Source organism: Curtobacterium sp. NPDC089689 (assembly GCF_044749145.1).
Lineage (GTDB): Bacteria > Actinomycetota > Actinomycetes > Actinomycetales > Microbacteriaceae > Curtobacterium.
Genome location: NZ_JBIVHJ010000001.1, coordinates 451093 through 471663, shown reverse-complemented (window position 1 = coordinate 471663; position 20571 = coordinate 451093). Strand labels below are relative to the sequence as shown.

Genomic DNA, 20571 nt, shown 5'->3' with positions numbered 1-20571 from the left:
CCGTCCCGTGGCTGCGCTCAGCCGAGGGCGGCTGCGTCGGGTGACCCCGTCGACAACGCGCCGCGGACGGACCCCCACGCGGTGAGCCGCTCGCGGATCGCGGGGTCCTGCTCGTGCTCGATCGCCGTGGCGTGCGCCTGCTCGAGCACCTCGTCGATGACGATGCGCCGTCCCGACCGGGCCGAGGCGATCGCCGCGTCGACCATGGTGAGGCTCATCACGTTGCCGTGCACCTCGCCGTCCGGGACCTCGCCGGTACGGACCGCCCGCACGAAGGACGCGAGCGAGCCGGCGATCTCGTTGCCGACGCTCGGGGCCGCCGCGGGTGTGCCCGGCGTGCCGTCGAGGTCGCTCCACGGGTCGTGGTCGCCGTCCCAGAGGGCGGTGCCCGCCGCGCCGGAGGCCCGCCAGTCGCCGTTCCACGAGGTCTCGGCACCCGGTGCGCACCACGAGCCGTCGTACACGTACCGGACGTCGTCCTCGAAGGTGAAGACGGCGGCCGCGGCGGCGTCCCCGCGGTACCAGGACCACGACGGGTTCCACGACTCGCAGTAGACCGACACCGGGTCGCGCTCGAGCACGTACCGGGCCGAGTCGAACGCGTGGATCGCCATGTCGAGGAGGAGCACGTCGTCCATCTCCTCGCGGAAGCCCCCGAAGTGCGGGGCCTTCGCGAACCGGGTGTCGAGGCCGCCGATGGCCCCGAGCCCCCGGACGTGCTGCCGGAACGCCACGAGCTGGTCGTTGTAGCGGCGGGACTGCGACACCATGAACAGCTTGCCGGTGGCCTCGGCGGCGGCCGCGAGGGCGAGGGCCTCCGCGACCGTCTGCGCGGCGGGCTTCTCGCCGAGCACGGGCAGGCCGGCCCGGAGCGCCTCGAGCGTCACCGGGTGGTGTGCGACGGGGACGGTGATGTCGAGCACCGCCTCCGCACCCGTCTCGGCGATGAGCGCGCTGAGGTCGGTGCCGACGGGGATCGTCGGGTCGCCCGCGACGCCGGCGCCGGCCCGCGCGGCGTCGAGGTCGAGGTCGACGATGCCGACGAGCTCGACGTCCGGGTCCGCTGCGGCGGTCTTGAGCCAGGCACGGCCCATGCCACCGGCGCCGACCTGGACGACACGCAAGGGGGCGGTCACGCCGGCACCTCCTCGTCGACGGGAGCGTCGTCGAACGGGCCGCGGTAGTGCTGCCCGTCGAAGTACTCGCCGAGGTCGTACCGGCGGAGCGTGGGAAGCTCGCGCTCCCGCTCCGGTCGGGCCCACTCGGCGGCGTTCGCGATCACGCGGCGGACGTCCTTGTGGTGGTACACGGGGAAGTCCTGGTCGCCGGGGGAGAAGTAGAAGATCTTCCCGGCGCCGCGGCGGTAGGTCATGCCGCTCCGGAAGACCTCGCCGCCGGTGAACCCGGAGATGAAGACGAGCTCGTCCGGGGTGGGGACGTCGAAGTACTCGCCGTACATCTCCTGCTCGGGGATGACGATCGGGTTGGGGACGCCGCGGGTGATGGGGTGCTGCGGGTTCACGGTCCAGACGAGTTCCTGGTCGTGCTCGCTGCGCCACCGGAGCGTGCACGTGGTGCCCATGAGCTTGCCGAAGATCTTCGACCAGTGGCCGGAGTGCAGGACGACGAGGCCCATGCCGGACAGGACGTGCTTGTGGACCCGCTCGACCACGGCGTCGTCGACGTCGGCGTGCGCGGCGTGGCCCCACCAGGTGAGGACGTCGGTCTCGGCGAGGACCTCGTCGGTGAGGCCGTGCTCGGGCTCCTGCATCGTCGCGGTCCGGACGACGGCGTCCGGCAGGTTCTCGCGGATGCCGTCCGCGATCGCGCCGTGCATGCCGTCGGGGTACCGCTCGGCGACGTGCTGCTCGACCTGCTCGTGGACGTTCTCGCCCCACACGGTGATGCGCAAGGGAGTGGAGGTCATGGTGTGCCTTTCTGGGCTGGGTTCGGGGAGCTCGTGCCGGCCGTCACTTGACGGCGCCACCGAGGGCACCCGCGGAGATGTACCGCTGCGCGACGATGAGCAGCACGGCGGCGGGCAGCGACGCCAGGACGGAGGTGGCCATGACGGGCCCCCAGTCGGTGACGTTCGAGCCGATGTAGTTGTAGATGCCGAGCGTGATCGGGCGCACGGCCGGTGTGGAGGTCAGGGTCAGCGCGATGAGGAAGTCGCCCCAGGCCCCGAGGAAGGTGAAGAGCGCCGCGGTGACGATCGCGTTGCGGCTGATCGGCAGGACGATCGACACGAACGCACGGAAGTCGTTCGCGCCGTCGACGAGCGCCGCCTCGACGAGGCTCGGCGGGATCGACTCCATGAACGCCCGCATGAGCAGCACGGCGAACGGGACCTGGACGGCGCTGTCCGCGAGGATGAGCCCGACGTAGCTGTTGAGCAGACCGATGTTGTTGAACAGCGTGTAGAGCGCGTTCGCGATGACGATCGCCGGGATCATCTGCGTGATGAGCAGCACGAGCAGGAACACCCGCGTGCCGCGCATCCGGAACCGGGCGAGTCCGTACGCGGCGGGGGTCGCGACCGCGAGGGTGAGCACGACCGTGCCGAGGCCGATGATCATGCTCGACAGGAAGTTCTGCCCCTGCTGCTGGAGCGCGGCCTCGTAGCCGGCGAACGTCGGGGACCACGGGAACCAGGTGGCGGTCGCGGCTCCGGACGTCGCCTGCAGGCTGGTGTTCACCATCCAGTAGACGGGGAACACCATGATCGCGAGGAACACGATGCCGAGGATCGTGAGCGGGATGCCCTTGACGCCGCGCTTCGGCCGGGGGAGTCGTGCCGTGCGCCTCGTGGTGAGGGCTCGGGTCGCGGTGACGGTCTGGTTCGCGAGTCCGACGCTCATTCGTCGACCGCCTTCCGGGAGATCGCGATGTAGACCATCGCGAAGACGAACGAGACGACGATGAGGACGTTGCTCACCGCGGCTCCGATGCCGAACTGGAAGTTGACGAACGACTGGTGGTAGGCGTTCGTGGCGAGGGTCTGCGTCGAGTTCGCGGGTCCGCCGCCGGTCAGGCCGAGGATGATGTCCACGACCTTGAGCGTGTAGACCACCCCGAGGACGATGACGATGCTCACCACGCTCCGGATGCTCGGCCACGTGATGTACCAGAACGCCTTGAACCCGGTCGCGCCGTCGAGCGCTCCGGCTTCGTAGAGCTCCGGCGGCACCGACTGCAGGCCGCTGTAGAGGATCGTCGTGTTGAACGGGATGCCGAGCCACACGTTGACGCCGATCACGGCGATGAGTGCGAGGCTCGGGCTGACCAGCCACGGCACCGGCGCGATCCCGACGAGACCGAGCAGCTGGTTGAGCGCGCCGCTGTCCTGGTCGAGCAGCCACTTCCACACCGCGCTCGAGGCGATGAGGGGGAGCAGCCAGGGCAGGAGGAGCAGCCCGCGCAGGAAGCCGGACAGCGGGAAGTGCCGGCGGAAGAACAGGGCGAGCCCGAGGCCGATCACGAACTGCAGGACGATCGAACCGGCCGTGAAGAGCGCCGTGTTCACCACGCTCGTCGTGAAGACCGAGCTGGAGAACACGGAGACGTAGTTCGCGAGTCCCACCCAGGGGGCCTCGCCGGTGAAGAACGTGGCGGTCGTGTAGTCCTGGAACGACATCAGGATGTTCTTGACGACCGGGTAGCCGAAGAACACCGCGACGAAGAGCGCGGCCGGGATGACGAACAGCCAGCGGGTGATGCCGGTCCGGAGGCGCGCGCGGCGCTGACCGGGGCGGACGGGCGGGGCGACGGTGGTCCGTGTCGCCGGGCGGGACGGAGTGCGTGCGGGTGCCTGCGTCGAGGCGCTCATGCGGGTTCCTCTCCTGGAGTGGGGGAGGGAGCCGACCGGTCCGGCCGGCTCCCTCGTGCACTACTGGTTCTGGGACTGCGCCTGCTCGAGCGCTGCCTCGGGGCTGGCCTTGCCGGTGAGGGCGAGCTGGACGGCGGTGTAGATCTTCGTCGCGGCCTTGGGCCAGTCGGGGCCGAGCTCACCGGTGCGGGCACGGGCGGTCTTGACCGTGGTGACGAACGAGGCGACCTGCGGGTGGCTCTCGGCCCACTTCGCGCCGGCCTCGAGGTTCGTCGGGACGTTGCCACTGAGCTTCGCGAGGGCCTCCTGGCCCTTCACGGAGTGGAGGCAGCCGACGAACTTGCCGGCGAGCTGCATCTTCGCCTTGTCGCCGGTCTGCGGGACGGTGAACGCCTCGCCGCCGAGCGGGGCGACGGGAGCGTCACCGGTGCGGGTCGGGATCGGGACGCTGTCGAACTCGAGGCCCTTCTTGGCGTTGAGCGCCGGGAGCTGCCACGGGCCGTTGATCATCATCGCGGCCTTGCCGGCGAGGAACTGGTTGTTGACGTCGGCCTGGGCCCAGTTGATCGAGCTCTTCGACATCGAGCCGTCGTTCTGCAGGTCCTCGACGAACTGCAGGGCCTGCGCTGCCTGCGGCGTCGCGATGTCCTTCTCGTCACCGCCGTTCGACCAGAAGAACGGCAGGAACTGCCAGGTGCCCTCGTAGGTGTTGATGTTGCTCATCGCGAAGCCGTAGGTCGACCCCTTGGTGAGCTTCTTCGCGGCGGCCTTGAGCTCGTCCCACGTCTTCGGTGGCTGGACACCGGCCTCGGAGAGCAGCTTCTTGTTGTAGTACAGCGCGATCGAGTTCGTGTTCGACTGCACGCCGTAGAGCTTGCCCTTGTAGGTGCTCGCGGCCTTGACGCCGGGGACGTCGCCGGAGGCGCTGAGGCCGTAGGCGCTGAGGTCGGAGAGGGCTCCCGACGATGCGATCTGCTGCACGTCCGGGTTGTCGAGCATGAGCACGTCGGGGAGGGTCTTCGACGACGCCTGCTGCAGCACCTTCGAGATCAGGCCGGCACCGGCGACGTGGTTGATGGTGACGGTGGCGCCGACGTCCTTCGCGCACTGCTTGTAGACGGGGTTGTAGCTCGCGTCGTAGTAGTCCTCGATGGCGAGGGCCTTGCTCCCGCCGGAGGAGGCGGACCCGGAGCCGGAGCAGCCGGTGAGCACCAGGGGGACCGTCACGAGGACCGCCGCCGCGCCGAGAAGGGCACGCATCCGGCGGGGCGACGAGGGGAACTTCTGCTTCATTGCACAGCTCTTCTCTTGGTGGAGTCATGGACTTCGGGAGCACGACCACGACTCGCTGACGTCGTCGTCCCTGCGTTCCTTGGGGCGAGACGCTAACAGATAAGCGCTTCACTCGTAAAGCGCTTTTTTCGAAACCTGGGAGCTATGCTGAGCGAGTCCGGAACGAGCGGTTCCGGGACGAGCGGGACCGGACCGAGCGGGAGTGGCAGTGGCAACGATGCAGCAGGTCGCCGACCGCGCCGGGGTCTCGATCGCCACGGTGTCGTTCGTCGTGAACGGCACGAAGTACGTCACCCCCGCGACGACCGCCCGTGTCCGGACCGCGATGCGCGAGCTGAAGTTCCGCGGCAACGTCGTCGCCCGCGCGCTCGCGAGCCGCCGGACCCGCATCATCGCGCTGCTCTTCCCGACCACGGGCAACCGGTTCAGCCCGACGACCTCGGAGTTCTTCATGAGCGCGGCCGAGCGTGCCTCCGAGCGCGGGTACCACCTCGTGCTGTGGCCGGTCGACCCCGCGGGGGACGACCTCGACGACCTCGTGTCCGGTGGGCTCGTCGACGGCGTGATCCTCATGGAGGTGCGGATGGACGACCCGCGCGTGGCTGTCCTCACCGACCTCGACGTCCCGTTCACGCTCATCGGCCGAACCCGGGACAGCACGGGCCTGCCGTTCGTCGACATCGACTTCGAGACGACGATCGTGGACAGCATCGGCCACCTCGAGTCGCTCGGGCACCGCCGCTTCGGCATCGTCCTGGAGAACCTCGAGGGCACGCCGATGGCCGGGTACGCCCCGCACCTCCGCGCCGAGTCCACGTTCCGGGCGATGATCGCCGACCGCGGACTCACCGGGACCGTCGTCTACGCCGGGTCCGGCAGCGAGGGCGGCCGTGCGGCCGTGGGTGAACTCCTCTCGGCCGACCCGGACTGCACCGCGGTGCTCCTGATGAAGGACGACAGCGCCGGCGGACTGCTCGTCGGGCTCTTCGACGCCGGCCGCCGCGTCCCGGAGGACGTCTCGGTGCTGAGCATCGCGTCCTCCGCGGCGAACGCCGACCAGCACTACCCGCGTCTGTCGACCATGCTCGCGCCGGGTCGCGAGCTCGGCACCCGCGCCGCCGACGCCCTCATCGACCAGCTCGACGGCACCTCGGCGGACCTGCCGCACTTCCTGCTGCCCTGCACGCTCCGCACCGCGGAGTCCACCGCGCCCGCGCGGCGCTGACGCGCCCACCCGCCGGCCTGGCGCGCCCCGCTCAGCGGCGACGCGGAGCGTTGCGCGGGGCGCGCCGACCGGGCCTGCGAGGGAGGTCGGGTCGGGACCGCGCCGTGCCTCCCGTCCGCTGCTCGGCGACGCGAGTCTCGTGCTGAGCGACAGTTCTCGCGCCCGGGAGCGCGGAGACTGTCGCTCAGCCCGAGTTTCGCGTGACGAGCACACGACCCTGGCGCGCTGCGCGCGCTCCCAGCGTCCGTTGGTTGAGTGGATGCACAGGTTCGGCAGCACCACGAGCACCACCACCCGTCGAGGAGGACGCGATGGCGATCGACCGCAGACTGTTCCTGCTCGGGGGAGCGGGGGCGCTGCTCCTCGCCGGGTGCTCCACCCGACCCGAGCGGACCACCGTCGAGGAGTGGCCCACCGACCCGCCCGAGGGCGACGTCACGATCAGCTGGTGGGCCGGGCAGGTGGCCTCGAAGGACGGCGGGGACCTCCGGCGACGCCTCATCGCGGAGTTCCAGAAGGAGCACCCGAACATCCGGGTCCGGATCGTCAGCGCGCCGAGCGACACCGACACGAACCGGACGAGCCTCACGACCCAGATCGCTGCGGGCAGCCCGACGCCGGACGTGTACCTCGGGGACGTCGCGTGGCCCGGGCAGTTCTCGAAGAACAAGCTCGCGACCCCGGTGAACCGGCTCGTCGGGGAGGACTTCTTCGACCAGTTCCCCGAGGGCCTCCGTGCCGCGGCGAGCGTCGACGGCACGTACTACATGTTCCCCCTCTACATCGACGAGTCGTTCTTCCTGTACCGCAAGGACCTCCTCGACAAGCACGGCTTCCAGGTCCCGCGCTCGTGGGAGGAAGTCCGCGAGACCGCCGCGAAGCTCGTCGACACCGGCGACGTCAGCTACGGGTTCGCGTTCCAGGGCGACGTCTACGAGGGCCTCACGTGCAACGTCACCGAGTTCGTCGCGGACGCCGGCGGCTCGTTGCTGAACGACGACCTGTCGAAGCCGGAGACGACCAGCTCGGAGACGAAGCGCGCGTTCGAGTTCATGCGCTCGCTCATCACCGACGGCGCCAGCCCCCGGGCGACCCTGACGTACCAGGAACAGGACACGAACGACGCCTTCTCGGGTGGCCGCGCGGCGTTCCTCCGAAACTGGTCGTACGCGTGGGGCATCGCGAACGGCCCGGACTCCGCCGTCGCGGGCAAGGTCGGGCTCGCCGCACGCCCGACGTTCGACGGACAGGACGAGCACCACTCGACGATCGGCGGGTGGGGGAACTACATCAACCCGCACACGCAGCAGCCCGCCGCGGCACTGACGTTCGCGGAGTGGATGTCGAGCGAGACCGCGCAGCAGTTCCTCACCCGTGAGGGCGGCGTGCTCCCGGCCCGGTCGGCGTCCCTCACGAGCCAGGACGCGAAGCGGCAGAACCGTCCGACCTACGACACCGCCGCGGGCATCACGCTGGTGCCCCGCCCGACCTCGACGGCGTACTACCCGAAGGTCTCGCAGGGCGTCTACCAGAACGGCAACAGCATCCTCGGCGGCCAGGCGTCCGTCGACGGCGGCACGCGCTCGATGGCCTCGGCCATCTCGCTCGCCCTGGCCGGTGAGGCGCTGTGAGCGCCGGCACCGCGACGCGGGGCGGCTCCCGCGGACCGGCCGGCGGTCCGGCGCTCCGGCCTGGAGGCACGGGTCGTCGTGACGGGTACCGCCCGACGAGCGCGCGGTCACGCATGGAGCGTGTGCGCGCGCGGGGCGCGTGGGGCTTCGCGGCGCCGGCGCTCCTGGTCGTCGCCGCGGTCACGATCTTCCCGGTGGTGTACTCGATCGTCCTGAGCTTCGCGGACGTCGAGGTCGGCTACGAGGGCTTCTCGATCCAGTCCTTCGGGCTCGGCAACTACGCGGCCCTGCTCCAGAGCGCCGACTGGTACCGGGCGCTCGGGTTCACGGTGCTCTACACGGTCGTGACGGTCTTCGTGGAGCTCGTCCTCGGCATGCTCGTGGCCCTCGTGCTCGAACGGCTCGGGGCGACCCGCGGCTGGATGCTCGCGCTCATGCTGATCCCGTGGTCGCTCGTCACGATCGTGAACGCGCAGCTCTGGAAGTACGTCTACGACTCCACCTACGGCGTCGCGACGTGGTTCTTCGGGCTGTTCGGGGACGCCCCGGTGATCCTCGGCGAACCGGTCCCCGCGATCACGGGCCTCATGGTCGCGGACATCTGGAAGACGACACCGTTCGTGGCGATCATCCTGCTCGCGGGCCTCGTGCAGATCTCGGAGGACCACTACGAGGCCGCCGAGCTCGACGGCGCGAACACGTGGCAGACGTTCTGGCGCGTGGTGCTCCCGCAGCTCACCCCGACGCTGACGATCGCCGTCCTCTTCCGCATCCTGCAGGCGTTCGGCGTCTTCGACCTGCCGTTCGTGCTGACGAACGGCGGACCGGGCACCGCCACGCAGTCCCTCGCGATCATGGGCTACAAGGTGCTCTTCCAGGACATCAACATCGGCCCCGGCGCCGCGATCGCCACGAGTACGGCGGTCATCGTCGCGGCGGGCTGTCTGCTGTTCCTCCGGGCCTTCCGGAACCAGGCGAAGGGAGGGGACTGATGCCCCGCACACGTGTCCGCAAGGGCTGGCGCAAGTGGGTCAACACCGTCAACGTCAGCGGTGTCGTCATCGCGGTGCTCACCGCGCTGCCGCTGTACTGGCTCGTCACGACGGCGCTCAAGCCCGCGTCCGAGATCTCCCGGAACCCGCCGACCGCGTTCCCGCAGTCGATCACGTTCGACAACTTCGTGGTGGCGTTCCGCGACAACGCCCTCGGACAGTACATGGTGAACAGCGTCATCGTGTCGGTGTCGACGACCGTGATCGTGCTCGCGCTGTCGTTCCTCGCCGGCTACGCGCTCGCCGGCCGGTGGATCAAGGGTCGCACCGCGATCATGACGTCCCTGCTCATGCTGTCGGTGTTCCCGGCGATCGCGGTCCTCACGCCGCTCTACCTGCTCGAGCGGAACCTCGGCCTGCTCAACTCCTACCCGGGGCTCATCGTGCCGTACGTGGCGTTCAACCTGCCGTTCGCCATCTGGATCATGCGGAACTACCTGCAGGGCATCCCCTCCACGATCGAGGAGGCCTCCGAGATCGACGGGGCGGGCGCCTGGCGCACCGTGCTCAGCGTGATCCTGCCGATGGCGAAGCCCGGGTTGTTCACGGTCGGGGTCTTCACCTTCACGGCGTCGTGGAGCGAGTTCCTCATGGCGCTGACGTTCAACAGCGAGAACTCGTTCCGGACCATCCCGGTCGGGATCGCGCTGTTCGGCACGCAGTTCACCGTGCCGTTCGCGCAGATCTTCGCGGCGAGCGTCGCGGCCACCGTGCCGATCGTCATCCTCGTCCTGGTGTTCCGGCGATCGATCGTGTCCGGCCTCACCTCCGGCGCGGTGAAGGGCTGAGGTCGCGGGGCGACCACCTGACGGACTGGAGGCCCGGGTCGGATCCGACCCGGGCCTCCAGTCCGTCAGTTGGTGCCGCTGGTCAGCGGCGACGCGCGTCGCGCGCCGTGTCGCGGAAGAAGTCGTCCGGGGTCGACGGCGCCTCGCGGAGTTCGCCGTGCTTCCAGCGACGACGCATGCCGCGGATCGTCTCGATGCGCACCGGTTCGATGCCGGGCTCGGTCTCGTACGCGCCCATGGGGAGCTCCTCGATCGTCGGCGGTGCCGAGGCGGTCGCCCCGACCGTGCCGACGGTACGTGCCCGTGACGGTGGCCGACCGGTCAACTAGGTAGCAAAGTTACCTTGTTGCGTATGCTGGACAAACGGTCTGGGAGTGTCTGCAGACGCCCGTACTCTGCCGTCAGGCGCCCGGGGACCCGAGGTCGATCGCCGCGACGACGCGGTCGACGATCCGCACGAACCTGGCGCGCTCCCGTTCCGAGAAGGAGGCCATGAGGTCGTGCAGGTGCTGGTTCGTGCCGTCCATCGCAGCGGCGTACGCCCCGCGTGTGGCCTCGGTCAGTTCGATGCGGCGACTGCGTCCGTCGTCCGGGTTGGGGACCCGGCACAGGTGACCGGAGCGCTCCAGGCGATCGACGAGTCCCGTGACCGCCGGTCCGGTCAGGCCGAGGTGCGTCGCGAGGTCCTTGACCCGGACCGTCCGCTCCGCGGTCTCGGCGCGGGCCACGAACTGGATCACCGTGAGGTCGCCCTGCGAGACCTCGAGTCGCTCGCGCAGTCGTGCGCGGAGCGCGGCCACCGCGCCCTCGAGGCGGGTGAGCGCGCCGAGCAGGTCGAGGTCGCTCATGCGGAGACCCCCTCACTGCGGATCGACTCCGCGCAACTGTACGCTGCGGTCACTCGACCACCGTATCCGGATAGCGCGAGTCGGTGCGCATCCGGGACAGATCGTGTCCCGGGGGTGACCCGGTGAGCGAGGCGTTCCTCGAGGACCAGCCCGTCGAGGCCGTGCGGTTCGAGCTCGCCGGGGACGAGCCGGCCGCGGCCGTCCGCGACCTCGGTGGCGTCTACGGCGGTGATGCCTGGGTCGCGCGTGGTGGTGAACGCGGGTTCTCGTACCGGTACACCGTGGTCGGCGACTCCGAGGTCTCCGTCCGGCGCTCGCAGTTGACCGGCGCGATCCGCGGGCCGATGGTGCCGTCGGACGAGTACGTCGTGGGGTGGCTCACGGAGGGCCGCACCGAGCTCGACCTCGCCGGTGACGCCGTCGAGATGCGTCCGGACGTGCCGGTGCTGTACCCGACCGACAAGACCTACACGTTCGCCGCGTCCGACTACGACCAGCGTCTGGTGCACTTCGACCGGGCGTTCGTCGAGCGGGTGGCGGCCCAGCACCTCGACCTCGGCGACCGGCCACTGCGGTTCGACCACCTCGCCGAGCCGGTGCCCGAGGCCGTCCGGTCCTGGCGTGTCGCGATCACCGGGCTCACCCGGGCGTTGCGGGCCGCCGGACCCGACAGTGACGCCTGGCGCACCGCGAAGGAGTCCGCAGCCCGGGTCTTCCTCGAGATGTTCCCGCCGCACCTCGACCGGCTGCCCGCCGTCCTCGGGCTGCCGAAGAACGCCCGGCTCCGTGCCGCGGTCGAGCACATCCACGCGCACGCCGCCGAGGACGTCACCGTGGCCGAGCTGTCGGCGGTCGCCGGGCTCAGCGTGCGGTCGGTGCAGGAGTCCTTCCGTCGGGTGTTCGACGTCTCCCCACTGACGTACCTCCGCCAGGTCCGGCTCGACCGCGTGCACGAGGAACTCCTCGCGCTCGATCCGCAGGTCGGAGCGGTCGGCGACGTCGCCCGGCGGTGGGGCTTCGCGCACCTCGGTCGGTTCTCGGCGTCGTACGCGGAGCGGTTCGGCGAGTACCCGAAGCAGACGCTGCGGCGCTGATCGGAGGCGTCCCGTAGCGTTCGCTGCATGACCACCACCGTGCTCGTCGCCGGCGCCACGGGCGACCTCGGCCGCCGCATCGTCCGCGAGCTCATGGGCCTCGACGTCCGCGTCCGCGCCCTCACCCGCGGCGGAGCGGCCGCCGACCGTGTACCCGCCGACGAGCGCGTCGAGGTCGTCACCGCCGACTACGCCGACCACGCCGCGCTCGTCGAGGCCCTGCGCGGCGTCGACGTCGTCGTGTCCGTGCTGAGCGGCACCCGGAAGGTCGTCGTGGACGCGCAGCGCGCCCTGCTCGACGCCGCGGTCGAGGCCGGCGTGCCGCGGTTCGTGCCGTCGGACTACTCCGCCGACTACCGGAGCGTCACGCCGGGCACGAACCGGAACTTCGAGCTCCGACGCGAGTTCGCCGCGGTCCTCGACGCCGCGCCGATCCGGGCGACCTCGGTGCTGAACGGGGCGTTCGCGGACATGCTCACCGGGCAGGCGCCGCTGGTCCTGTTCGACCGACGGCGGGTTCTGGCGTGGTCGAGCGCCGACCAGCCGCTGGACTTCACCACGAAGGACGACGTCGCGCACGTGGTCGCCCGGGTCGCCCTCGACCCCGATGCGCCGCGGTTCGTCGAGGTCGCGGGGGACCGGGTGACCTCGCGGAGCCTCGCGGACACGATGTCCCGGCTCACCGGACTCCGCCACCGCGTGCTCTGGGCGGGGACGACGGGGTCGCTGTCCGCGATGGCGAGGGTCGGGCGGCGGCTGTCCCGTGACGACGACGAGCCGTTCCCCGCGTGGCAGGGCATGCAGTACTTCGTCACGATGTTCAGCGGCGAGGGCGAGCTCCGCAACCTCGGCGGCGAGCGGTACCGGCCGGAGCGCTGGACGAGCGTCGAGGACGTCCTCGCGGAGCACCTCGGGGTCTGACGCCGGGTCGGTCAGCGACCGGCGAGCCGCTGGTTCGCCGCGCTCGCCGCGGCAGTCATCCGGACGAGGAACGCACGGACGGTGCGGAGCTCGGCGGCGTCGGTGTCGCGGACGGTCGCGGCGAACTCCGCGCCCGCCGCGGCCAGGAACCGCCGGGTCTCCTCGCGGGCGTGCTCGGTCGGGCGGAGGGTCACCCGGCGACGGTCCGACCCCTCGCGGTGACGACCGACGTGCCCGGCGGCGACGAGCCGGTCGACGAGGATCGACGTCGCCCCGGTCGTCATGCCGATCCGGCGGGCGAGTTCGGCAGGGGAGAGCGGGTGTCCGCCCTGCTCGGCCCAGACCACCTGTCCGAGGGCGTTCGCGTCCGATCCCGGCAGCCCCGTCCACGTCGCGAGGTGCCGGTTCAGCTCCTCGAACGCGACGGCCCAGTCGCGGAGCGCGTGCATGGCGCCGACCTCGTCGTCGGACCAGTCGACGGACAGCGGGTCGAGCGGGGACACAGGCACCTCCAGGCGGTGATCGCTTTACTGTAAAGCGATCACCGTAGACGATCAGCGCAGACGATCCGCGCTCCGACGAACAGGGAAGCACATGCAGCAGCACGCACTCGTCTCCGGGGCCAGCATCGCAGGCCTCTCCGCCGCCTGGTGGCTCGCCCGGACGGGGTGGCGGGTGACCGTCGTCGAGCGAGCGCCCGCGTTCCGTGACGGCGGGCAGAACGTCGACGTCCGCGGCGTCGCGAAGGAGGTCCTCGACGGGATGGGCCTGGTCGAGGCGGTCCGCGCCCGCAACACCACCGAGACCGGCACGGTCCTCGTGGACGCCGACGGCTCCGTCCGGGCGGAGTTGCCCGACGGCGGCGGGGACGGCGCGACCGCGGAGCTCGAGGTGCTCCGTGGGGACCTCGCGCACGTGCTCCTCGACGCGCTGCCGTCCGACGTCACGATCCGGTACGGCGAGACGATCGCCGACGTCACGGACGACGGCGCGTCGGTCACCGTGCACACCGACGCCGGGACGGCGCTCGTGGCCGACCTGCTCGTCGTGGCCGAGGGCGTCCGGTCGAGCACCCGGGCGCTCGTGTTCGCGGACGACGAGGTCGAGGCGCGGGACCTCGGCGTCGCGATGGTCTTCGGGACGATCCCGCGCGAGCCGTCGGACGACGACCGCTGGCGCTGGTACAACGCCGTCGAGGGACGGCAGGTCCACCTCCGGCCCGATCCCCACGGCACGACCCGAGCGATCCTGGCCTGCACGAACGACGACGACCTCGCTGCGCTCCCGCGCGACGGGGCCCTGGCCCGGATGCGCGAGCGGTACCGAGGTGCGGGGTGGCAGACCGAGCGCGTACTCGACGGGTTCGACGCCTCCGACGACGTCTACGTCGACCAGCTCACGCAGATCCGGATGCCGCGCTGGGCCCGCGGCAGGGTGTGGCTCGTCGGGGACGCCGCGTGGTGCGTGACGCCGATGGGCGGCGGGGGAGCCTCCCTCGCGCTGACCTCCGGGTACGTCCTCGCCGCGTCGCTCAGCACGCACGACGACACCGCCGCGGCCGCCACGGCGTTCGACGAGTGGATGCGTCCGCTCGTGTCCGACGTGCAGGACATCCCGAAGGGCATCGTGCGGTTCGCCTACCCGCAGACGCGCCTCGGGCTGGCGCTCCGGCACGTGGTGGACCGCGCGATCACCCTTCCGGTGTTCGCACCGGTCACGGCACGGCTGACGCGGGTCGCCGAGACCGAGCGGCCGTTGCCGCCGCTGCGGACGACCGCTCAGGGGTGACGGCCCGGGCCCGACGGCTCAGGCACGCGGCGGGTCGGTCCGGAGGCGCTTGGCCTCGGGCTCCTCGGAGTGCGAGGACGCGGCGTCCACGAACCGACCGCCGCCGACCGCCGCCGTCCGCCGCACGAGCTCGTTGACGAGGTCCTCGTCCTCCGGCTCGAGCTCGTCGTCGGGAGCGGTCTCGACCATGACCTGCGACGCCGGTCCGAGCAGCAGCTCCGCGTTCACCGCGGTGCCGCTGTCGTCCGCCGTCGGTATCTCGACGATGTCGGTCGTCCCGTTCTCGCCGAGGGCCGCGGCGTACGCGAGCACCGCGTCCGCGATCGCGTCGCCGGTCATCACCTTGTTGTCCCCGTACACCACGTACTTCACCCGACCGAGCCAACTCCTCGGCGCCGGGATTGTCCGGAGTGCGCAGTCGGAGCGGGGTGTCGGGCGGTGCCGACAGAATGAGCGGTGCATGACGACGGACGCCGAACCCCTGATCCACGTCGACCGCCACGGACTCGACATCGACGAGGCGGTCGCGTTCTACGAGCGCGTGTACTCGAGCGAGGACATCAGCGTCGGGCGGTCGCGTGACGAACGGTTCACCTGGCGCTTCCGTGCGGTCGGTGACGACGAGGTCGTCGTGGGGACGAGTTCGGTCGATGCGCCGCGGTGGGGGACCATCGGGCAGGCGCCGAGCTACGTCCTCGCCTGGACGACCCGCCCGGGCCTCGCCGTCGACACCGCCGGCCGCGATCCGATCGTGATGGAGCCGGGCGTCCCCGTGATGTGGCCGTCCGGTCGCGACGTGGCCTTCGACGGGGCGCCGACCACCCTGCACACCGTGCGCTTCGACGCCCCGTTCCTCGAGTCGGTGGCCGCGGCGCAGCGGCACTCCGTGCCGGGTCCGCTCCGGTTCTCGGTGACGGCCGACCCCGGCGAACTCGACCACCTGCGGGACGTCATCGCCTCGGCGGCACCGGAGCTCCTGCGAGCCGACACCGCCCGCGGTCGACGTGCCGCCGTGAACATGCTCGTCGCCGAGGCGGTGGTCGACGCGTACGAGGTGACGCCCCAGCTCGACCTGGAGCTGCACGAGGGGCCGGCCACCATGCGGCTCGCGCAGGAGTGGATGGTGGCGAACGCCCACCGACCGATCACCAGCACGGACGTCAGCCGGGTCGCGGGCGTCAACGCGCGGAGCCTGCAGGCCACGTTCCAGCGGCACACGGGCACGAGTCCCATGGCGTTCCTCCGGCAGGTGCGGCTCCACCGGGTCCGGGCTCAGCTCGTCGCGGGCGACCCCGCCGAGACCACCGTCGCTGCGATCGCGGGCACCTGGGGCTTCGGGCACCTGGGCCGGTTCGCGGGGTACTACGCGGACACGTTCGGCGAGCTCCCGTCCGAGACCCTCCGGCGCCGGACCCGCTGACGCTCGGCGCCGGAGCGACCTGCGCGGGCGCCGCGGCCGGCGCGACCTGCACGCGCACCGCGGCCGGCGCGACTTGCACGCGCGCCGCGGCCGGTTTCAGTGGGTCGGGGCGGGCCCGGTGCTCTGCCGCACCCGGAGCGTCGTCGGGAGCCGCACGTGGTCGGAGGTCTGCTCGCCGCGGAGCATCGCGAGCAGCATCTCGACCGCACGCGACCCGAGCTCGACCAGCGGCTGCGCGACCGTCGTCAACGGCGGCGTCGTCGTCGCGGCCTGCGGGACGTCGTCGAACCCGACCACCGAGAGGTCCTCGGGCACCCGGAGCCCGAGCGCCGCGGCCGACCGCAGGACGCCGACGGCCGACGAGTCGTTCGCCGCGAACACCGCGGTCGGACGATCGGGGTCGGACAGCAGCCCGAGGGCGACCTCGGCGGACCGGTCCTCCTGGTAGCCGCCGTCGCGCACGAGTGACTCGTCCACCGTCAGTCCCGCGGCGACGAGTGCCCGTCGGTACCCGGCCTCGCGGAGCTGGGCGGACGCCAGGTCCGGACGCCCGCGGAGGTGTGCGATCCGCGTGTGCCCGAGTGACACGAGGTGCTCGACGGCCTGCGCGGCCCCGCCCTCGTTGTCGGAGTCGACCGTGGCGTGGCCCTCGGGCCCGGTGTGCGGGTCGATGGCGACGACGGGGATGGACGAGGCCGACAACGCGGTGCTCGGCGTGACGACGATCGCCCCGTCGATGAGCGTGCCGGACAGGCGGGAGAGCGAGCGACGTTCCCAGCCCTTCTGCTCCGCCCCGGTCACGAGTCCGGCGTAGGCGAGGAGCTCGTAGCCCGTGCCCGTCGTGGCACCGGACACCCCGCGCAGCAGCTCGGTGGAGAACGGCTCGAACTCGGTCACGAGGATGCCGACCACGCCGGTGCGCGAGCTCCGGAGGCTCCGTGCGACGAGCGAGGTCTCGTAGCCGAGCTGCTCGACGACCTCCTGCACGCGGAGGATCGTGCCCTGGGCGACGCCGTCCCGCTGGTTGATGACCTTCGACACGGTCGGGATCGAGACGCCGGCCGCCCGCGCGACGTCCGCGATGGTGACCCGGCCGGCGCCGGGGCGTGCGCCGATCGCCGTGTCCATCTGCACACCGTACCGCCGCTGGAGCCGTCGATCGGTAAAGAAAACGTTATCGATAACGATTGACAAGCTGCGGGACGCCCTGGCACGCTCTCCGCAGAGGCGGCAGTCGATGTCGCTGCGAGTCAACGACGACACAACAGGAGTTCCACGATGACGAGGAAGATCCGTGCCGCGGCAGCCATCGCGCTGATCGGGGCGACAGCACTGACCGCCGCTGGCTGTTCGGCAGGCAGCGACGCGTCGAGCGACGGCGGGAAGGTCACGATGACCTTCTGGCACAACTCGACCACCGGCCCGGGCAAGGCGTTCTGGGACACGACGGTGAAGGACTTCGAGGCGAAGAACCCGAACGTCACCATCAAGATCCAGGCGATCCAGAACGAGGACCTGGACGGCAAGCTCCAGACCGCCCTCAACTCGAACTCCGCCCCGGACGTCTTCATGCAGCGCGGCGGCGGCAAGATGGCCGCGATGGTCAACGCCGGCCAGGTCATGGACATCTCCGACTCGATCGGCTCGAACGCCGAGAGCGAGATCAGCAAGGGGTCGTTCAAGGCCTTCGAGCTCAACGGCAAGACCTGGGCGATGCCCACCAACGTCGACCCCGAGGGCATCTGGTACAGCAAGGACCTCTTCGAGAAGGCGGGCATCTCCGGGACGCCCACGACGATGGACGAGCTGAACGCGGACATCCAGAAGCTCAAGGACAAGGGCATCGCGCCCGTGGCCGTCGGAGCCAAGGACGCCTGGCCGGCCGCGCACTGGTACTACAACTTCGCGCTCCGCGCCTGCTCGTCGAGCGTCCTCACGAAGACCGCGCAGGACCTCAAGTTCGACAACGCGTGCTGGAAGCAGGCGGGCGAGGACACGAAGGCGTTCTTCGACACGGAGCCCTTCAACGACGGCTACCTCACCACCTCGGCGCAGCAGGGCGCCGGCAGCTCCGCCGGCCTCATCGCGAACCACAAGGCCGCGATGGAGCTCATGGGAGCCTGGGACCCGGGCGTGATCTCCTCGCTCACCCCAGACGGCAAGCCGCTGTCCGACCTCGGCTTCTTCCCGTTCCCGGCGGTCTCCGGCGGCAAGGGTGAAGCGGGCTCGATGATGGGCGCCGTCGGCGGACTCTCCTGCTCGGCACAGGCTCCGAAGAAGGCGTGCACCGACTTCCTCAACTTCGTGACCCAGAAGAGCGTCCAGGAGAACTACTACAAGGCGTTCAACTCGATCCCGGCGAACCAGTCGGCCCAGTCGGTCGTCACCGAGCCGTACCTGAAGACCGTGCTGAAGGCGTACAACGACGCCCCGTTCGTGTCGAACTACCTCGACACCCTCTACGGCCAGAACGTCGGCAACGCGCTCAACACCAGCGTCGTCAACCTCCTCGCCGGCAAGGGGTCCGTCTCGGACATCGTGTCGACCGTCAACCAGGCCGCAGCGAAGGGCTGACGCATGACCACCTCCGTCGCACCGCGCTCGAACGAGGCGCGGTCCGGGACGGGGCGTCGCACGGGCGGGGCCGACGGTACGCCGTCGGCCCCGGCCCGCCGGGTCCGCAAGGGCACCGACGTCCGAACCCGGGTCGAGATCGCCGTCCTCGCGGGCCCCGCGGTCATCATGTTCGTCGGGTTCGTCATCCTGCCCGTCGTGCTCGCCGCCTACTACGGCTTCTACAAGTGGCAGGGCTACGGCGCCCCCGTCGACTTCGTGGGCCTGCAGAACTACAAGGTCATCTTCACCGACCCGGACTTCCGGGCCGTCCTCTGGCACAACCTCTTCATCGTCATCGGCTCGCTCCTCGTGCAGGGGCCGATCGCGATCATCCTCGCGCTGCTGCTCAACCAGCGCATCCGCGGCCGCGGACTCATCCGCGTCCTCATCTTCCTGCCCTACGTCATCTCCGAGGTCATCGTCGGCACCGGGTGGAGCCTCATGCTCCAGTCGAGCGGCGCGGTGAACGACCTGCTGCAGTCGCTCGGCCTCGGGTTCCTGCGCAACGACTGGCTCTCGAACCCCGACATCGCGATTTGGACCCTCCTCGGGATCATCTCGTGGAAGTACATCGGCTTCGCGGTGATCCTGTTCCTCGCCGGCCTGCAGAGCATCCCCGAGGAACTGTTCGAGGCCGCGCAGCTCGACGGCGCGAGCTACTGGCAGATCCAGCGGCGCATCACGCTCCCGCTCCTCGGCCCGACACTCCGCATCTGGGCGTTCCTGTCGATCATCGGGTCGCTCCAGCTGTTCGACCTCGTCTACATCATCTGGGGCCAGTACATCGCCTCGACCGCCGGCACCTCGACGATGGCGACCTACATGGTCGGCAACGGGCGGCTCTCCGGCAACTACGGGTACGGCAACGCCGTCGCCGTGGTCATCTTCCTCATCTCGCTGGTCGTCGCCCTCGTCTACCAGCGGTTCGTCCTGCGTCGCGACACCGCCGGCGCCCTTACCGAGAAGGGCGACCGATGACCGCCACCGCCTCCATCGTCGCGCCGAAGCGGCGGCCGCACGACAGCCGCCCCGTCAAGCGCGAGCGCAACCTCGGCACGTACTTCATCGCACTGCTGTTCATCGCCGTGTGCGTCGGTCCGGTCGCGTACATCGTGCTCGGCGGGTTCCGCACGAACTCGCAGATCACCGCGAGCCCCGCCGGCCTGCCGAACCCGTGGCAGATCGGCAACTACGTCAACGTCCTGACCAGCGGGGTGTTCTGGCAGCAGCTCGGCAACTCCGTCGTCGCGGGCGTCACCACGACCGTCGGCGTCGTGGTGCTCGGGCTCATGGTGAGCTTCGTCCTCGCCCGGTACCGGTTCCGCGGCCGGGAGGCGCTCTACTCCCTCTTCGCCGCCGGCCTCATGTTCCCGATCACGGTCGCGATCACGCCGCTCTACATCCTGGTGAAGGACCTCGGGCTGACGAACAACCTCGCCGGCGTGATCCTGCCCCAGATCGCCTTCGCGCTGCCGACGACGGTCATCATCCTCGTGCCGTTCCTCCGGGCGATCCCGGACGAGCTCGAGGAGGCCGCCGCCATCGACGGGGCGAGCCGCATCGGGTTCTTCTTCCGCATGGTCGTCCCACTGTCCCTGCCCGGCGTCGTGACGGTCGGCATCCTCGCCTTCATCGGCAGCTGGAACAGCTACCTCCTACCGCTGTTCATCCTCAACGACGCGTCGACCTACACGCTCCCGCTCGGCGTCCAGGCGTTCGCGTCGCAGTACTCCGTCGACACGGCCCGGGTGCTCGCGTTCACGTCGCTCTCGATGATCCCGGCCCTGGTGTTCTTCGCGATCTTCCAGAAGCGCATCGTCGGCGGTCTCACCGGGGCGGTGAAGGGGTGAGCACGCTGGGCCCGATGACGGAAACGACGGACGGCTCGACAGCGGAGGACGGCACGGTGACCACGGACGGCCAGGAGGCGCGCCCCGCGTCGACGACGCCCGTCGCCACCGCGACCGGTGACGGACGCCAGGCGCGTGGCGGGCCCGCACCGCGCCTCCAGTCCGAGGCCACCCACCTGACGGACGCGACCGCGTCCGACCGCGTCACCACCCTGC

The 20571-nt window shown here is 70.6% G+C and carries 21 protein-coding genes; 11 read left to right on the top strand and 10 right to left on the bottom strand.

The features are described from left to right. Positions 1-17 precede the first annotated feature (17 nt). From ACIPYW_RS02200 to ACIPYW_RS02180, 5 genes are read right to left on the bottom strand one after another with little or no spacing between them, the layout of a single operon-like run. Positions 18-1136: a Gfo/Idh/MocA family protein gene (locus ACIPYW_RS02200; RefSeq protein WP_400410363.1), complete on the bottom strand. Its 1119-nt coding sequence runs from the start codon at positions 1134-1136 to the stop codon at positions 18-20. After that, positions 1133-1927, bottom strand: a complete 795-nt coding sequence (locus ACIPYW_RS02195) for a ThuA domain-containing protein (protein WP_400410361.1) — start codon at positions 1925-1927, stop codon at positions 1133-1135. Before ACIPYW_RS02195 ends, ACIPYW_RS02200 begins: the two co-directional genes overlap by 4 nt. 43 nt (positions 1928-1970) lie before the next feature. After that, positions 1971-2861 (bottom strand): carbohydrate ABC transporter permease, encoded by an 891-nt coding sequence (locus tag ACIPYW_RS02190; RefSeq protein ID WP_400410359.1) that lies wholly within the window; start codon positions 2859-2861, stop codon positions 1971-1973. After that, positions 2858-3829, bottom strand: coding sequence for a carbohydrate ABC transporter permease (locus ACIPYW_RS02185; RefSeq protein WP_400410357.1), 972 nt, complete (start codon positions 3827-3829; stop codon positions 2858-2860). The genes ACIPYW_RS02190 and ACIPYW_RS02185 overlap by 4 nt, the downstream gene beginning before the upstream one ends. 60 nt (positions 3830-3889) lie before the next feature. Then, entirely contained in the window at positions 3890-5122 is a 1233-nt protein-coding gene (locus ACIPYW_RS02180) for an extracellular solute-binding protein (RefSeq protein WP_400410355.1), read from the bottom strand. A 217-nt stretch (positions 5123-5339) separates the two neighbouring features. Between ACIPYW_RS02180 and ACIPYW_RS02175 the strand changes: the two genes are divergently transcribed. From ACIPYW_RS02175 to ACIPYW_RS02160, 4 genes are all read left to right on the top strand, one after another. Next, positions 5340-6347 (top strand): LacI family DNA-binding transcriptional regulator, encoded by a 1008-nt coding sequence (locus tag ACIPYW_RS02175; protein WP_400412488.1) that lies wholly within the window; start codon positions 5340-5342, stop codon positions 6345-6347. A 311-nt stretch (positions 6348-6658) separates the two neighbouring features. Then, the gene (locus ACIPYW_RS02170; RefSeq protein ID WP_400410354.1) at positions 6659-7978 is read left to right on the top strand and encodes an ABC transporter substrate-binding protein; all 1320 of its coding nucleotides are present in this window, start codon (positions 6659-6661) and stop codon (positions 7976-7978) included. After that, complete coding sequence (locus tag ACIPYW_RS02165) at positions 7975-8970, top strand: carbohydrate ABC transporter permease (protein WP_290132661.1); 996 nt, start codon at positions 7975-7977, stop codon at positions 8968-8970. The genes ACIPYW_RS02170 and ACIPYW_RS02165 overlap by 4 nt, the downstream gene beginning before the upstream one ends. After that, a complete protein-coding gene (locus ACIPYW_RS02160; protein WP_290132660.1) occupies positions 8970-9818 on the top strand; it encodes a carbohydrate ABC transporter permease in 849 nt (282 codons plus the stop codon). The genes ACIPYW_RS02165 and ACIPYW_RS02160 overlap by 1 nt, the downstream gene beginning before the upstream one ends. A gap of 82 nt (positions 9819-9900) precedes the next feature. Here the strand turns inward: ACIPYW_RS02160 and ACIPYW_RS02155 are convergent, their stop codons facing one another. Both ACIPYW_RS02155 and ACIPYW_RS02150 read right to left on the bottom strand, forming a co-directional pair. Beyond that, on the bottom strand, positions 9901-10056 hold the full coding sequence (locus tag ACIPYW_RS02155; protein WP_290132659.1) for a hypothetical protein: 156 nt from the start codon (positions 10054-10056) through the stop codon (positions 9901-9903). A 163-nt stretch (positions 10057-10219) separates the two neighbouring features. After that, a complete protein-coding gene (locus ACIPYW_RS02150) occupies positions 10220-10666 on the bottom strand; it encodes a MarR family winged helix-turn-helix transcriptional regulator (RefSeq protein ID WP_290132658.1) in 447 nt (148 codons plus the stop codon). A gap of 122 nt (positions 10667-10788) precedes the next feature. Between ACIPYW_RS02150 and ACIPYW_RS02145 the strand changes: the two genes are divergently transcribed. After that, positions 10789-11760, top strand: coding sequence for a helix-turn-helix domain-containing protein (locus ACIPYW_RS02145; protein ID WP_400410351.1), 972 nt, complete (start codon positions 10789-10791; stop codon positions 11758-11760). A gap of 27 nt (positions 11761-11787) precedes the next feature. Beyond that, positions 11788-12681, top strand: a complete 894-nt coding sequence (locus ACIPYW_RS02140) for an NmrA family NAD(P)-binding protein (RefSeq protein WP_400410349.1) — start codon at positions 11788-11790, stop codon at positions 12679-12681. Positions 12682-12692: 11 nt separating this feature from the next. Here the strand turns inward: ACIPYW_RS02140 and ACIPYW_RS02135 are convergent, their stop codons facing one another. Further along, the gene (locus tag ACIPYW_RS02135) at positions 12693-13184 is read right to left on the bottom strand and encodes a MarR family winged helix-turn-helix transcriptional regulator (RefSeq protein WP_290132655.1); all 492 of its coding nucleotides are present in this window, start codon (positions 13182-13184) and stop codon (positions 12693-12695) included. A 91-nt stretch (positions 13185-13275) separates the two neighbouring features. Here ACIPYW_RS02135 and ACIPYW_RS02130 point away from each other — a divergent pair, with 91 nt between their 5' ends. Beyond that, the gene (locus ACIPYW_RS02130) at positions 13276-14469 is read left to right on the top strand and encodes an FAD-dependent monooxygenase (protein WP_400410347.1); all 1194 of its coding nucleotides are present in this window, start codon (positions 13276-13278) and stop codon (positions 14467-14469) included. Positions 14470-14487: 18 nt separating this feature from the next. Here ACIPYW_RS02130 and ACIPYW_RS02125 read toward each other — a convergent pair whose 3' ends face one another. After that, positions 14488-14841, bottom strand: coding sequence for a hypothetical protein (locus tag ACIPYW_RS02125; RefSeq protein WP_400410345.1), 354 nt, complete (start codon positions 14839-14841; stop codon positions 14488-14490). 88 nt (positions 14842-14929) lie between these two features. On the opposite strand from ACIPYW_RS02125, the gene ACIPYW_RS02120 reads away from it, so the two are divergent. Beyond that, positions 14930-15889, top strand: a complete 960-nt coding sequence (locus ACIPYW_RS02120) for a helix-turn-helix domain-containing protein (RefSeq protein WP_400410343.1) — start codon at positions 14930-14932, stop codon at positions 15887-15889. A gap of 96 nt (positions 15890-15985) precedes the next feature. On the opposite strand, the gene ACIPYW_RS02115 is transcribed toward ACIPYW_RS02120, so the two are convergent. Then, positions 15986-17017, bottom strand: a complete 1032-nt coding sequence (locus tag ACIPYW_RS02115) for a LacI family DNA-binding transcriptional regulator (protein WP_400410341.1) — start codon at positions 17015-17017, stop codon at positions 15986-15988. 150 nt (positions 17018-17167) lie between these two features. On the opposite strand from ACIPYW_RS02115, the gene ACIPYW_RS02110 reads away from it, so the two are divergent. Genes ACIPYW_RS02110 through ACIPYW_RS02100 form a run of 3 tightly spaced genes read left to right on the top strand, consistent with a single transcriptional unit; the run spans position 17168 to position 20355 of the window. Further along, on the top strand, positions 17168-18463 hold the full coding sequence (locus ACIPYW_RS02110) for an ABC transporter substrate-binding protein (RefSeq protein ID WP_400410339.1): 1296 nt from the start codon (positions 17168-17170) through the stop codon (positions 18461-18463). A 3-nt stretch (positions 18464-18466) separates the two neighbouring features. After that, positions 18467-19483 carry a carbohydrate ABC transporter permease gene (locus tag ACIPYW_RS02105; protein WP_290132649.1) on the top strand — a complete coding sequence of 339 codons (1017 nt, stop codon included), beginning with the start codon at positions 18467-18469 and terminating at the stop codon, positions 19481-19483. Next, positions 19480-20355 (top strand): carbohydrate ABC transporter permease, encoded by an 876-nt coding sequence (locus tag ACIPYW_RS02100; RefSeq protein ID WP_290132648.1) that lies wholly within the window; start codon positions 19480-19482, stop codon positions 20353-20355. The genes ACIPYW_RS02105 and ACIPYW_RS02100 overlap by 4 nt, the downstream gene beginning before the upstream one ends. Positions 20356-20571 lie beyond the last annotated feature (216 nt).